General features: G+C 68.4%; 12 protein-coding genes. 4 read left to right on the top strand and 8 right to left on the bottom strand.

The window, feature by feature from the left end:
- Positions 1-50: 50 nt before the first annotated feature.
- From ACOYJQ_RS15780 to ACOYJQ_RS15760, 5 genes are all read right to left on the bottom strand, one after another.
- The gene (locus ACOYJQ_RS15780) at positions 51-587 is read right to left on the bottom strand and encodes a hypothetical protein (RefSeq protein ID WP_433459763.1); all 537 of its coding nucleotides are present in this window, start codon (positions 585-587) and stop codon (positions 51-53) included.
- A 206-nt stretch (positions 588-793) separates the two neighbouring features.
- Positions 794-1,234 carry a large conductance mechanosensitive channel protein MscL gene (gene mscL / locus ACOYJQ_RS15775; protein ID WP_433459762.1) on the bottom strand — a complete coding sequence of 147 codons (441 nt, stop codon included), beginning with the start codon at positions 1,232-1,234 and terminating at the stop codon, positions 794-796.
- A gap of 82 nt (positions 1,235-1,316) precedes the next feature.
- Positions 1,317-1,769 carry a TIGR02301 family protein gene (locus ACOYJQ_RS15770; protein WP_433459761.1) on the bottom strand — a complete coding sequence of 151 codons (453 nt, stop codon included), beginning with the start codon at positions 1,767-1,769 and terminating at the stop codon, positions 1,317-1,319.
- Positions 1,766-2,227, bottom strand: coding sequence for an NUDIX hydrolase (locus ACOYJQ_RS15765; protein ID WP_433459760.1), 462 nt, complete (start codon positions 2,225-2,227; stop codon positions 1,766-1,768). Before ACOYJQ_RS15765 ends, ACOYJQ_RS15770 begins: the two co-directional genes overlap by 4 nt.
- Positions 2,224-2,946, bottom strand: coding sequence for an SDR family NAD(P)-dependent oxidoreductase (locus ACOYJQ_RS15760; protein WP_433459797.1), 723 nt, complete (start codon positions 2,944-2,946; stop codon positions 2,224-2,226). Before ACOYJQ_RS15760 ends, ACOYJQ_RS15765 begins: the two co-directional genes overlap by 4 nt.
- Before the next feature lie 201 nt (positions 2,947-3,147).
- On the opposite strand from ACOYJQ_RS15760, the gene ACOYJQ_RS15755 reads away from it, so the two are divergent.
- From ACOYJQ_RS15755 to ACOYJQ_RS15740, 4 genes are all read left to right on the top strand, one after another.
- Positions 3,148-3,411 carry an exodeoxyribonuclease VII small subunit gene (locus tag ACOYJQ_RS15755; protein WP_433459794.1) on the top strand — a complete coding sequence of 88 codons (264 nt, stop codon included), beginning with the start codon at positions 3,148-3,150 and terminating at the stop codon, positions 3,409-3,411.
- A gap of 135 nt (positions 3,412-3,546) precedes the next feature.
- Positions 3,547-5,469 carry a 1-deoxy-D-xylulose-5-phosphate synthase gene (gene dxs, locus ACOYJQ_RS15750; RefSeq protein ID WP_433459758.1) on the top strand — a complete coding sequence of 641 codons (1,923 nt, stop codon included), beginning with the start codon at positions 3,547-3,549 and terminating at the stop codon, positions 5,467-5,469.
- A gap of 15 nt (positions 5,470-5,484) precedes the next feature.
- Positions 5,485-6,213: a TlyA family RNA methyltransferase gene (locus ACOYJQ_RS15745; RefSeq protein WP_433459757.1), complete on the top strand. Its 729-nt coding sequence runs from the start codon at positions 5,485-5,487 to the stop codon at positions 6,211-6,213.
- Positions 6,210-7,544 carry a class I SAM-dependent RNA methyltransferase gene (locus tag ACOYJQ_RS15740; protein ID WP_433459755.1) on the top strand — a complete coding sequence of 445 codons (1,335 nt, stop codon included), beginning with the start codon at positions 6,210-6,212 and terminating at the stop codon, positions 7,542-7,544. Before ACOYJQ_RS15745 ends, ACOYJQ_RS15740 begins: the two co-directional genes overlap by 4 nt.
- A gap of 277 nt (positions 7,545-7,821) precedes the next feature.
- Here ACOYJQ_RS15740 and ACOYJQ_RS15735 read toward each other — a convergent pair whose 3' ends face one another.
- From ACOYJQ_RS15735 to ftsZ, 3 genes are all read right to left on the bottom strand, one after another.
- Complete coding sequence (locus ACOYJQ_RS15735; protein WP_433459753.1) at positions 7,822-8,727, bottom strand: outer membrane protein assembly factor BamD; 906 nt, start codon at positions 8,725-8,727, stop codon at positions 7,822-7,824.
- A 145-nt stretch (positions 8,728-8,872) separates the two neighbouring features.
- The gene (lpxC, locus tag ACOYJQ_RS15730; RefSeq protein ID WP_433459752.1) at positions 8,873-9,823 is read right to left on the bottom strand and encodes a UDP-3-O-acyl-N-acetylglucosamine deacetylase; all 951 of its coding nucleotides are present in this window, start codon (positions 9,821-9,823) and stop codon (positions 8,873-8,875) included.
- Between the two features lie 412 nt (positions 9,824-10,235).
- Positions 10,236-11,993 (bottom strand): cell division protein FtsZ, encoded by a 1,758-nt coding sequence (gene ftsZ, locus ACOYJQ_RS15725; protein ID WP_433459749.1) that lies wholly within the window; start codon positions 11,991-11,993, stop codon positions 10,236-10,238.
- Positions 11,994-12,006: the final 13 nt, after the last annotated feature.

Genomic DNA, 12,006 nt, shown 5'->3' with positions numbered 1-12,006 from the left:
ACACGGATAACCGGCAGGCGGATACCGCCGGTTGTCAAGTCGCATCGCTGTCAGCGGGCCGCGGGCGGGCGAATGTCGAGCGGCGCCGCCCACCGCCCGGACGGCGCAGGCGCGGAAGAACGGGCGCGAGCCGGCGCGGGGGCGGCGGCGGGCGCAGCCACGGCAGGGGCGGCGGCAGGCGACGTCGCGGCCGGCACGGTGTAGAAGGCGCTCGTCTCGTCGAAACCGGCCCCGCTCTCGACAGCGCCGTAATTGGGAATGAGGTCGCTCGGGATGGTGATGGACCCGGCGGCGCCGGAGCCCGATTTCAGGCAGTTCGCACAGACGCCGCCCACCGCGCGCTTGGCGCTCCGCTCCCATTGATCGAAACGGCGCTGCTCTTCCTGAAGCGCTTCCAGGTTCGCTTCCCGCTCGCGCATCTTCTGCGCGCGCCACTCCGGCGAAAACATCTTCGGTCCCGTGGCGGCGGAAGCGGAGGAGCCGATGGCGAGCGTGTCCTCCTCAGCCGCCCCGGCGGAGGCATCGACATCCTGGGCTTGCGCCGCACCCGCCAGCAACACCAACGCCAGAACAGCAAGAACCTTCACGGCAGCCCCCCACAAACCAATCCCGACGACAACGCGATGCGCGGGCCGCCCGGGTAAAAACCATCCCGTCCGCCGGCAAATCCGCTCCCGGAAATCGTTCATCCGGGAACGGCGGCAACGGTTCATGAGATAAGCTCACAACGAACAAGGCGCAATGACTGATGTCATACGGCCTATGCTTTTATTCCGGCGAAAGCGCCGCCTCTTCAAGCCGGAGGGGCGCGCCGTTCGGAGAGGAGATCGCGGATTTCCGTCAACAGCCTGACATCGGCGGGCGCCTCGGGCGCGGGCGCCGGCGGCTTGTTGCGCTCCGCCTGACGCTTCAGCTCGTTGATGCCCTTGACCACGAGAAACAGCACCCAGGCGACGATGAGAAAATTGATGGCGGCGGTGATGAAGCTGCCATAGGCGAGCACCGCCCCCTGCGACCGCGCGGTCGCGAGCGACGTGGACGTCACCTCGCCGGAAAGCGGCAGAAAATAGTTGGAGAAGTCGACGCCGCCGCGCGTGATCCAGGCGATCAACGGCATGAAAAGGTCGCCGACGATCGATTCGACGATCCGGCTGAACGACGCGCCGATGATCACGCCGATGGCGAGATCGACCACATTGCCCTTGAGGGCGAACTCCCTGAATTCCTTCAGCATCGATTGCATTCCTCTCACCGCGGGTTTCAGTCACGCCGGATATGGCGCGGCATAGTCTCTTATAGCATCGGGAAACGACAACTCAGCCTCCAAAACGCGCGGCGATGACGCGGCTGAGGCGCTCGCCCTCCGCGAGATAGCGCGCGACGGAGAGTTGCGCCGCATCCGTGCAGGTGCGGTAAGTGACCGAAAAACCGCGATAGCCCTGGTTGAACGCGCCCGCGAGCCGCGCGCGGGTTTCGGGATCGCGGGTCTCGCTGTCGATCAGCGCCGCCATGCGCTCGCGCCATTGCGATGCATCCGCCGCGCCGCAGAGCGGGCGCAGGAACGACAGCGCGCCCATGACCTCCGACAGGCGCAGCAAATCATCCTCATAGCCGGGCGGCGGCGTGCGCGTGACTTCCGGCGCCGGCGCGGCTTCCTCCCGCTCGGGCGCCGTGCGCGCGGGCGGGAGAGGCGCTTTCTGCGCCTGCGCGGGAAAACAGATGCCCGCCGCCAGCAGACAAACCGGCAGGAAGCGCATGAGCCGCTTCATCGCGACGCCCCGTTTTCCGTATCGACGGCAGCCGGAGCATCGAGCGCGGCGCGCGCGCGAATCAGCCACGCCGCCAAACCGTCCGTCACCGGCAGGCCGGCGATTTCATCGGCGCCGAACCAACCGGCCGCCGCGCTGTCGCTGCCCGCCACGGCCTCCCCCCCCTGCCAGCGGGCCGCGAACACCGCGATGACGAAGCGGTGGGCGGCGACGTCATGACGGCCCACGAAGCGAAGACTGACAGGTTGCACCGCTACGGCGGTCTCTTCCGCCAGCTCGCGCAAGGCGGCGGCTTCCGGCGTTTCGCCGGGCTCGATCCGTCCGCCGGGCAGGCTCCACAGGCCGGCGGCGGGCGGATTGCGCCGGCGCACCAGCAGCACGTCGGGGCCGCGAAACACCGCGATGCTGGCGGCCCGCCCCGCTCCTGCATCCGGGAGAAGGAAGCCGGAAGCGCTCAAACGTGCTGTCCGCCGTTGATGTGCAGTTCGGCGCCCGTCACGTAGGACGACGCCTCCGTGCACAGGAAGTAGATCGCCTTCGCCACCTCGTCCGGCGTACCGAGGCGGCGCAGCGGAAACGTCTGCGCCATCTGCGCCGTGCCGGGCGAAAGAATCGACGTATCGATCTCACCGGGCGAAATGGCGTTGACGCGCACGCCGAGCGGCCCGAAGTCGGCCGCCATCTCGCGGGTGAGCGCGGCGAGCGCCGCTTTCGACGTCGCATAGGCCGCGCCGGCATAGGGATGGACGCGCGAACCCGCAATGGACGTGACGTTGACGACCGAGCCGCCCGCGCGCGACAATTCCTCGACAAGGCCGCGCGCCAGCATCACGGAGGCGAAGAAGTTCACCTGAAACACCCGGTGCCAGTCCTCGATCGGCGTATCGAGCGTGCTCAGGCGGCCGCCTTCCTCCGCCTTGGGCGAGATGCCGGCATTGTTGACGAGCGCGTCGAGCACCCCGCCCTCCTCCGCGAGACGGCGCTTCATCTCGTCGATGGCGGCGAGCGTCGAGCGGACATCGGCGAGATCGACCTGGATGTGGTCTTCCGGCCCCATTTCCCACGGGCATTGCTCGGGAAAGGCATGGCGCGAGCTGGTGATCACGCGCCAGCCCGCGGCGGAAAAGCGTTTGACCGTGGCATGACCGATCCCCCGGCTGGCGCCGGTGAGCAACATGATGCGGCGTCGCGCGTTCGTCGTTCTGGTCACGGCCGATTCTCGCTGAAAATATGTATGCCGGATATTACGCCCCTATCGCCTCCCGGTCCACCGCCATGCGAGCGCACCGGCGCTGTTCGGCATGCAATGCGGCCGCCGCGATATCGCATCATGTGCAAGGCGCTTGTCATGGCGGCGCGCAGGCGCGATAACACCTGCATGAACGAGAAAGCTTCTTCCCCCGCTCCCGCGAGCATCGACGGCCTTCCCTTTGAAAAGGCGCTGGCCGAGCTTGAACAGATCGTATCGCGCCTCGAGCGCGGCGATGTGCCGCTTGAGGAATCGATCGCCATATTCGAGCGCGGCGAACTCCTGAAAAAGCACTGCGACGGCCTGCTGAAGGCGGCTGAAGCGCGGATCGACAAGATCACGCAGGCGGACAACGGCAATATCGCCGCCGAACCGCTCGATGTCGAGAGCTGATCTCGCTCCCGCAGCAACGGAAACCTTTGACGCGTGTCAATGAAACGCCTATTCCCTGTTAACTTGCGCTCCAGACCGCGCGCCGCCTGCCCGTGACGTGACGGGACCGCAAGCCTTGCCGGAGGTTTCCCGAAGTTGCCCCTCAACACCCCGCTCCTTGACACCATCCTGACGCCGGCCGATCTCAGGTCCCTGCCGGAAACGGCGCTGCCGCAGCTTGTCGACGAGCTGCGGGCGGAGGTGATCTCCGCCGTCTCCGTGACCGGCGGTCATCTCGGCGCGGGGCTCGGCGTCGTCGAGCTGACGGCCGCGCTGCATTACGTTTTCGACACGCCCGCCGACCGGCTCATCTGGGATGTCGGCCATCAGGCCTATCCGCACAAGATCCTGACGGGCCGGCGCGACCGCATCCGCACGCTGCGCAAGGGCGGCGGCCTCGCCGGCTTCACCCGCCGGGCTGAGAGCCCCTACGATCCTTTCGGCGCGGGCCATTCCTCCACCTCGATCTCGGCGGGGCTCGGCATGGCCGCCGCGCGCGATCTTTCCGGCAGCGACAATCACGTCGTCTGCGTCATCGGCGACGGGGCGATGTCGGCGGGCATGGCCTACGAGGCCATGAACAACGCCGGGGCGCTCGGGGCGCGGCTCATCGTCATTCTCAACGACAACGACATGTCGATCGCCCCGCCCGTGGGCGCGCTTTCCGCGCATCTCGCGCGCATCGTCTCCAGCGGCACCTACCGGTCGTTGCGCGAGACCGGCAAGCAGATCGTCCGCCACCTGCCGCGCTTCTTCTACGAGAAGGCGCAGCGCGCGGAGGAATACGCGCGCGGCTTCTGGGCCGGCGGCACGCTGTTCGAGGAGCTCGGCTTCTACTACGTCGGCCCGGTCGACGGCCATAACCTCGACCACCTGCTGCCCGTGCTGCGCAACGCGCGCGCCGCTCCCGACGGGCCGATCCTCGTCCACGTCGTCACGCAGAAGGGCAAGGGCTACGCGCCCGCCGAGGCGGCGGCGGACAAATATCACGGCGTGAGCACGTTCGATGTCGTCACCGGCGCGCAGGCCAAGCCGAAGGCGAACGCTCCCACCTACACGCGCGTCTTCGCCGACAGCCTCATCCGCGAGGCGGCGGGCGACGACAGGATCGTGGCCATCACCGCCGCCATGCCTTCGGGCACCGGGCTCGATCTCTTCGGGCAGGCATATCCCGAGCGCACCTACGACGTCGGCATCGCGGAGCAGCACGCCGCGACTTTCGCCGCCGGTCTCGCCGCCGAGGGCTACCGGCCGTTCTGCGCCATCTACTCCACCTTTCTGCAACGCGCCTACGACCAGATCGTGCACGACGTCGCCATCCAGAACCTGCCGGTGCGCTTCGCCATCGACCGCGCCGGGCTCGTGGGGGCGGACGGGCCGACGCATGCGGGCTCGTTCGACATCGCCTATCTCGGCTGCCTGCCCAACATGGTGCTGATGGCGGCGAGCGACGAGGCGGAGCTCGTCCATATGGTCGCGACCGCCGCCGCCCACGACGCCGGCCCCATCGCGCTGCGCTATCCGCGCGGCGAGGGCCTGGGGCTGGAGCTGCCGGAGCGGGGCGAGGCGCTGCCCATCGGCAAGGGCCGCATCCTGCGCGAGGGCACGCGCGTGGCGCTGCTGTCGCTCGGCACCCGGCTTGCCGAGGCGCTCGCGGCGGCGGAGCAACTGGAGGCGCGCGGCCTTTCCACCACCGTCGCCGACGCCCGCTTCGCCAAACCGCTCGACCTCGATCTCATCCGCCGTCTCGCGCGCGAGCACGAATGCCTGATCACCGTGGAGGAAGGATCGCGCGGGGGCTTCGGCGCCTTCGTGCTGCATGCGCTGGCGCAGGAGGGGCTGCTCGACCACGGCCTGAAGGTGCGGACCATGACGCTGCCCGATGCCTTCATCGAGCACGACAAGCCCGAACGCATGTACGCCGCCGCCGGGCTCGACGCCGCCGGCATCGTCGCCACCGTGTTCGCGGCGCTGGGCAACGCGCCGGCGATCGCGGGCGTGCCGGCGCTCAGGGCCTGATCCGGGCGGGGCTTCATGGCGGAGCGGCGCAGGGCGGATATCGTGCTGGTCGAGCGCGGGTTTTTCGACAGCCGCGCGCAGGCGCAGGCGGCCATAGCCGCGGGCGGCGTATGCGCGGACGGCGTCGTGCTGCGCAAGGCGTCGCAAGCGATTCCGCCTGAAGCCGCCATCGTGGCGGAGGCGGCGCATCCGTGGGTGTCGCGCGGCGGCGTCAAGCTCGCGGCCGCGCTCGACGTCTTCGGTTTCGCGGTGACGGGCGCGCGGGCGCTCGATCTCGGCGCTTCCACCGGCGGCTTCACGCAGGTGCTGCTGGCGCGCGGCGCGGCGCATGTCCATGCCGTCGATGTCGGCCACGGGCAGTTGCACCCGCTGATCGCGAACGATCCGCGCGTCACCGCGCTGGAGGGCACCGACGCCCGCCGGCTGGCCGAGCGCGAGCCCGGCCCCTTCGACGTGCTGACCGTCGATGTCAGCTTCATCTCGCTGAAGCCCGTGCTGCCGCCCGTCGTGCCGCTGCTGCGGCCGGGCGCGGCGCTGATCGCGCTGATCAAGCCGCAGTTCGAAGCCGGGCGCGCGCATCTCGGCAAGGGCATCGTGCGTGACGCCGCCGTGCAGGCGCAGGTATGCGCGGATATCCGCGCCCATGTCACGGGGCTCGGCTTCACCGTCTCCGGCCTGATCGAGTCGCCGATCGCCGGCGGTGACGGCAATCGCGAATTTCTGATCGGGGGCCGTCTTTCGTGACGCAGACATTGACCATCGCCCGCCTCGGCGCGCGCGGCGACGGGATCGCGGACACGCCCGCCGGCCCCGTCTACGTGCCCTATGCGCTGCCGGGCGAAGTCGTGCGCGTGAGCCTGCCCGCACCCGACCCCGCCACCGGCCGCGCCGCCCGTTCCTCGATGGGGCGCGCCGACGCGCGCGCCGTGCCGGTGGCGATCGAGACCCCCTCCCCCGACCGCCGACCTCCCGAATGCGCGCTATTCATGCGCTGCGGCGGCTGTGTCACGCAGCACATGAGCGAAGCCGTCTACCGCGCCTGGAAACGCGACAGCGTGGTGCGGGCGCTGGCGCAGGCCGGCGTCGACGCCGGCGTCGAACCGCTGGTCGACGCGCACGGCGCGGGACGCCGGCGTGTCACCTTCCATGCACGGCGCAAGCACGCGCCGGAGGGCATCGACGACGCCATCGGCTTCATGGCGGCGCGCAGCCACGATCTCGTGCCGGTCTCGCATTGCCCGGTGCTCGATCCGGGATTGGCGCGGGCGCCGGCCGTCGCGCTCGATCTTGCCCGCCTGCTGCTGCCGAAGGGCAAGCCGCTCGATATCCAGTTGACGGCCACCGTCGGCGGTCTCGATATCGACGTGCGCGGCCACGGCCCCGCCGACGAGGCGGCGCGGCGCAAACTCACCGAGGCGGCCGAGCGGCTCGATCTCGCCCGCCTGTCCCTTCACGGCGATCTCGTCGTCCAGCGCCGCACGCCGGGCATTTTCATGGGGCGCGCCCTGGTGGCGCCGCCGGCCGGCGGCTTCCTGCAAGCGACGGCGAACGGCGAGGAGACGCTGGCGCGGCTCGTGAACGAGGCCATCGCGCAAGCGCCCCGGCGCGTCAGGCTCGCGGCGGATCTTTTCGCGGGCTGCGGCCCCTTCGCGCTGCGCCTTGCGGAAACCGCCGAGGTGCATGCCGTGGAAAGCGCCGCTCCCGCGCTGGCCGCGCTCGACAGGGCTTTTCGGGATACGCCCGGCCTGCGCCGCATCACCACGGAAACGCGCGATCTGTTCCGCCGCCCCCTGTTGCCGCTGGAGTTGAACCGCTACGACGCCGTGGTGTTCGATCCGCCGCGCGCGGGCGCGGAAGCGCTGGCGCGCGAGCTGGCGAAAAGCCGGGTGCCGCTCGTCGTCGCCGTTTCCTGCGACGCCGGCACCTTCGCGCGCGATGCCGGCCTGCTGATCCAGGGCGGCTACCTGCCGCAGCGCATCACGCCGGTCGACCAGTTCCGCCATTCGCCGCATGTCGAAACCGTCGCCGTTTTCACGCGCGCGGAAGCGGCGAAGCCAGCGCGGCGGAAAAGATAGAGCGACGTGCCTTCAAGCCGAAAGCAACAAAAAACCCGCACCATGGCGGCGCGGGTTGCCTTCCTGCATCACAAGCGGCGCATCAGAGCGGAATGCGATCAAACTGAAGCCATCCCGCTCTCAATTCCATATCCTGCCGCACCTTGCGCTCAAATCGACCTGAACGCAAACCGCTCTAAAGCGTTTTCAAGCAAAGCGGATACCGCTTTGCGTGAAGAAAACGCGTCAAGTCAATAAGATAGAGCATTTCTGCGTTTCAACGAAACGCCGAAATACTCTAGAAACGCCCGCCCTGGAACATCTTGCTGATCCACGAACCGGTGTCCTCGCGCGGCTCCATCCCCTTGCCGGCGAGCAAGGCATAGGCGTCCTTGTACCACGGGCTGTCGGGGAAGTTGTGGCCGAGCACGGCCGCCGCCGTCTGCGCCTCGCTCATGATGCCGAGCGCGGTATAGGCTTCGGTCAGGCGCATCAGCGCCTCCTCGACCGCCCGCGTCGTCTGGTAGCGCGCGACGACTTCGCGGAAGCGGTTGATGGCGGCGGTATAGTTGCGCTTGCCGAGATAGAAGCGGCCCACCTCCATCTCATGGCCCGCGAGCTGGTCGCGCACCACCTGAAGATTGAACTTCGCATCCTTGACGTATTCGGAATTGGGATAGCGCTCGATCAGCGTTTCCAGAGCGTTGACGGCGCGCTGCGTGGACGCCTGGTCGCGGGTGACGTCAGGCACCTGCTTGTAATAGGACATCGCCAGCAGATACTGCGCATAGGCGGCGTCCTGCGAGTTGGGATAGAGCGTGACGTAACGCGTCGCGCTGTTGGCCGAGTCGTCGTAGCGCCCGCCCTCGTAGGAAACATAGGTCTGCATGATCAACGACCGCTGCGCCCAGGAGGTGCCCGGATTCTGGCGGTTGATGGTGTCGAATGCCTTGTACGCGCCCTCGAAATCGCCCTTGGCCGACTTCGCGAGGCCCTCGTTGTAGAGTTCCTCCGGCGGCGTCACCGGAACGATCTCGGGCTTGTAAACCTCTGTCTTGTCGAACGGGTTGAGCGACTTGACCGTATCGCACCCGGCAACCGCAAGCGCGATCACGCCGGCCGCGGCCACACGGCCGAGAAGGCCCGCAACGGCATGCCGACCGGAAACCGCTTTATCGGAAAAAGGCAAGTGCGGAAAACGCATCCCTCGTCAGTCCTCCAGATGGCGCGAGGGACACAGACTACCCCCAACCCGAGGGTGTTTACCCCAAACACACCTCATACGCCAAGCACTCTGTTCAAGCACTCTGTTGCCGCGTTTCAGATTCCGCCGCCGGACTTTGGAAAAATCAGGTCAGGTCGGGCGCATAGGCCGGAGCGGGAGCGCCCGCGACCATCTCCCCGTAGGCGTATTCCCGGCGCGGCGCCAGCGAATCGACGATCATGTAATTGGCCCGGTCGCTGAACAGCGCCTCCAGCACCGCCACGTTCATGCGGTGGCCGGCGCAATACGAACGATATTCGCCTTGCAGCGCATAGCCGGCAAGCGCCAGATCGCCGATGGCGTCGAGCAGCTTGTGGCGCACGAACTCGTCCGCGTAGCGCAGCCCCTCGGGATTGACGATGCCGTCGTCGGCGATGGCGACCGAATTGTCCAGCGAGGAACCGAGCGCCAGTCCCATGGCGCGCAGCTTCTCGACATCACGCATGAAGCCGAAGGTACGCGCGCGGCAGATCTCGTCGCGGAACACGGCGGCGTCCAGATCCACCACCTTGCGCTGACGCCCGATCACGGCCGAATCGAAATCGATTTCCACATCGAGACGGAACCCGCGCTCGAAGGGGCGCAACTCGGAGAAACCGCGGCCGTGATTGATCCGCACCGGGCGCAGCACGCGCAGGCAGCGGCGCGGCGCCTTCTGCCGCACGACGCCGGCGGCATCGATCGCCTCGACGAAGCGGGCGGCGCTGCCGTCGAGGATCGGCATTTCCGGCCCGTCGATCTCGGCCAGCACGTTATCGACGCCGAGCCCCGCGAAAGCGGCCATGAGATGCTCGATCGTGGCGACGGAGCCCGTGTCGGCATCGCCCAGCACGGTGCAGAGCTCCGTCGTGCTGACGTGGACATGGCGGGCGTCGATCAGCCGCTCACGGCCGTTCGACAGGCCGGTGCGCAGGAAGACGACGCCGTGATTGGCGTCCGCGGGATGCAGAACAAGTCGTGCAGGCTTGCCGGAATGAACACCCGCCCCCGTGAGCGTTACAGCTTTGCGAAGCGTGGTTTGCCGGCTGGCTTTCATCGACTGCGTCCCGGACCGGCGATACCACATGGCGACGCAAATCCGGTCCAGACCTGCGCGCCGGGTGAGGAGCGGGCGTGAAACACAGCCCTCGACTCACCGTTGCAGTCATACATAGCCGCCATAGCCGACCCGCGCCAAATCACGCTTTCTTACCGTCTGTTACAGTGCAGCAATGACCATAATAGTCTTTGATTACAATTATTTACGATCTATTAACCTTCTCGCGGGCGAAACGCTCGCAAGCGCCCCGCAACGACGAAACCGTCACGCACGGGCGTCGAAAACGTCGTTTTCGGCTCTCCCGCGCGGTCTTTTCGCCGGCGGGGCCGAAAAACGGCAGCGGGGCCTTTCGGCCCCGCTGTGGACAAGTTCGGAAAACGTGATCGGGTTTACCGCATCGAACCGACGATCAATTCGCCTGCCGGCGCAGGAACGCCGGAATTTCGAGCTGATCGTCATCGATCGTGGCATTGCGCGCGCCGACCGGCGGACGGACGGGCTGCTCCGGCTGGGCCGGGCGCGGCGCGGGAGCCGGTGCCGCCGCGGGCTGGCTGCGCTGGGGCGCGGGGGCGGCCTGCGGCGGGTAGGCGACCTGTCCGCCGTGTGCTTGCCCGCCGTGTGCCTGCCCACCCTGCGGCACCGTCTCGTCCCGGCGGCCGAGACCGACTGAGGCGAGGCGTTGCAGCAGCGACATGCGCTGGCGCGGATCGTGGGCCTGCTGCGCATGCTGGGGCGCTTCTCCCCGGCTGGCGCGGATCTGGTTCTGCGCCGGCAGCGGCAGCTCGTCGACGCGCGGCATGCGGGGAGCGCGCACGGTCTGCTCCGCGCGCGGAGGCAGGAAGTGCTCCGGCAGCGGCTCGTGCTGCTGGGGCTGCGGCGCCAGCGCGGGCGCTGCGGGCGCCACGGCCGCGCGCGGCTGCGCGGGCTCGAACACGACATCGTGGCGGCCGACCGCGGGCGCCGAATGCGCGACGGCAGGCGGCACCTGACCGGCGGCGACCAGGGCCGCCAGAGGCGCGCCGTGTCCGGCCGCCTGATAATGCTGCGCGGCCGCCGGCGCCGACGCGTGAACGGCCTCGCCGGGCGCGGCGATCTGCCCCGACGACTGCACCGCGCGCAGGCGCGCTTCCGAGCGCAGCCGCTCGGCGACTTCCGCGATGCGCTGCTCGGTCGCCGTCACCTCCTGCCCGCCGGTGACGAAGAGCGGCTCGATGCCGGTCGCGACGACCGACACGCGGATGATGCCTTCGAGGCTCGGGTCGAAGGTCGCGCCCAGGATGATGTTGGCGTCGGAATCGACTTCCTCGCGGATGCGGGTGGCGGCCTCGTCGACCTCGTAGAGCGTGAGGTCGTTGCCGCCGGTGATGGAGATCAGCAGGCCGCGCGCGCCCTTCATCGACACGTCGTCGAGCAGCGGGTTGGCGATCGCCGCCTCGGCCGCCGTGATGGCGCGCTTCTCGCCGGAAGCCTCGCCCGTGCCCATCATCGCCTTGCCCATGCCGCGCATGATGGAGCGCACGTCGGCGAAGTCGAGGTTGATGAGACCTTCCTTCACCATCAGGTCCGTGATGCAGGCGACGCCCGAATAGAGCACCTGGTCGGCGAGCGAGAAGGCGTCGGCGAAGGTGGTCTTTTCGTTGGCGACGCGGAACAGGTTCTGGTTCGGGATCACGATCAGCGTGTCGACCGACTTCTGCAATTCCTGAATGCCGGATTCGGCCATGCGCATGCGGCGCGCGCCCTCGAACTGGAACGGCTTGGTCACGACGCCGACCGTCAGGATGCCCATGTCGCGGGCCGCCTGGGCGATGACCGGCGCGGCGCCGGTGCCGGTGCCGCCGCCCATGCCGGCGGTGATGAACACCATGTGCGCGCCCGACAGGTTGTCGCGGATCTCGTCGATGACCTCTTCCGCCGCCGCGCGGCCGACATCGGGCTGCGAGCCCGCGCCGAGGCCTTCCGTCACCTGCGTGCCCATCTGGATGATGCGCTCGGAGCGGGAGCTCATGAGCGCCTGGGCATCCGTGTTGGCGCAGACGAACTCGACCCCTTGCAGGCCGGATTCGATCATGTTGTTCACCGCATTGCCGCCGGCTCCGCCGACGCCGAAAACGGTGATGTGGGGCTTCAGTTCCCGGATGTCCGGGGCTTGCAGGTTGATCGCCATGTTTGGCCTCTTC

This window comes from Pseudochelatococcus sp., assembly GCF_050946405.1.
In the GTDB taxonomy this organism is placed as follows: Bacteria; Pseudomonadota; Alphaproteobacteria; order Rhizobiales; family Beijerinckiaceae; genus Pseudochelatococcus.
This window is presented reverse-complemented; position numbering and strand designations above follow the sequence as displayed.

What these genes read in the sequence shown, in the direction of transcription:
- ACOYJQ_RS15760 (WP_433459797.1), bottom strand. Translation starts at nt 2,946, where the DNA reads ATGTTGCTCACCGGCGCCAGCCGGGGGATCGGTCATGCCACGGTCAAA.
- ACOYJQ_RS15755 (WP_433459794.1), top strand. Translation starts at nt 3,148, where the DNA reads ATGAACGAGAAAGCTTCTTCCCCCGCTCCCGCGAGCATCGACGGCCTT.
- lpxC (WP_433459752.1), bottom strand. Translation starts at nt 9,823, where the DNA reads ATGAAAGCCAGCCGGCAAACCACGCTTCGCAAAGCTGTAACGCTCACG.
- ACOYJQ_RS15770 (WP_433459761.1), bottom strand. Translation starts at nt 1,769, where the DNA reads ATGAAGCGGCTCATGCGCTTCCTGCCGGTTTGTCTGCTGGCGGCGGGC.
- ACOYJQ_RS15745 (WP_433459757.1), top strand. Translation starts at nt 5,485, where the DNA reads ATGGCGGAGCGGCGCAGGGCGGATATCGTGCTGGTCGAGCGCGGGTTT.
- ACOYJQ_RS15735 (WP_433459753.1), bottom strand. Translation starts at nt 8,727, where the DNA reads ATGCGTTTTCCGCACTTGCCTTTTTCCGATAAAGCGGTTTCCGGTCGG.
- mscL (WP_433459762.1), bottom strand. Translation starts at nt 1,234, where the DNA reads ATGCTGAAGGAATTCAGGGAGTTCGCCCTCAAGGGCAATGTGGTCGAT.
- ftsZ (WP_433459749.1), bottom strand. Translation starts at nt 11,993, where the DNA reads ATGGCGATCAACCTGCAAGCCCCGGACATCCGGGAACTGAAGCCCCAC.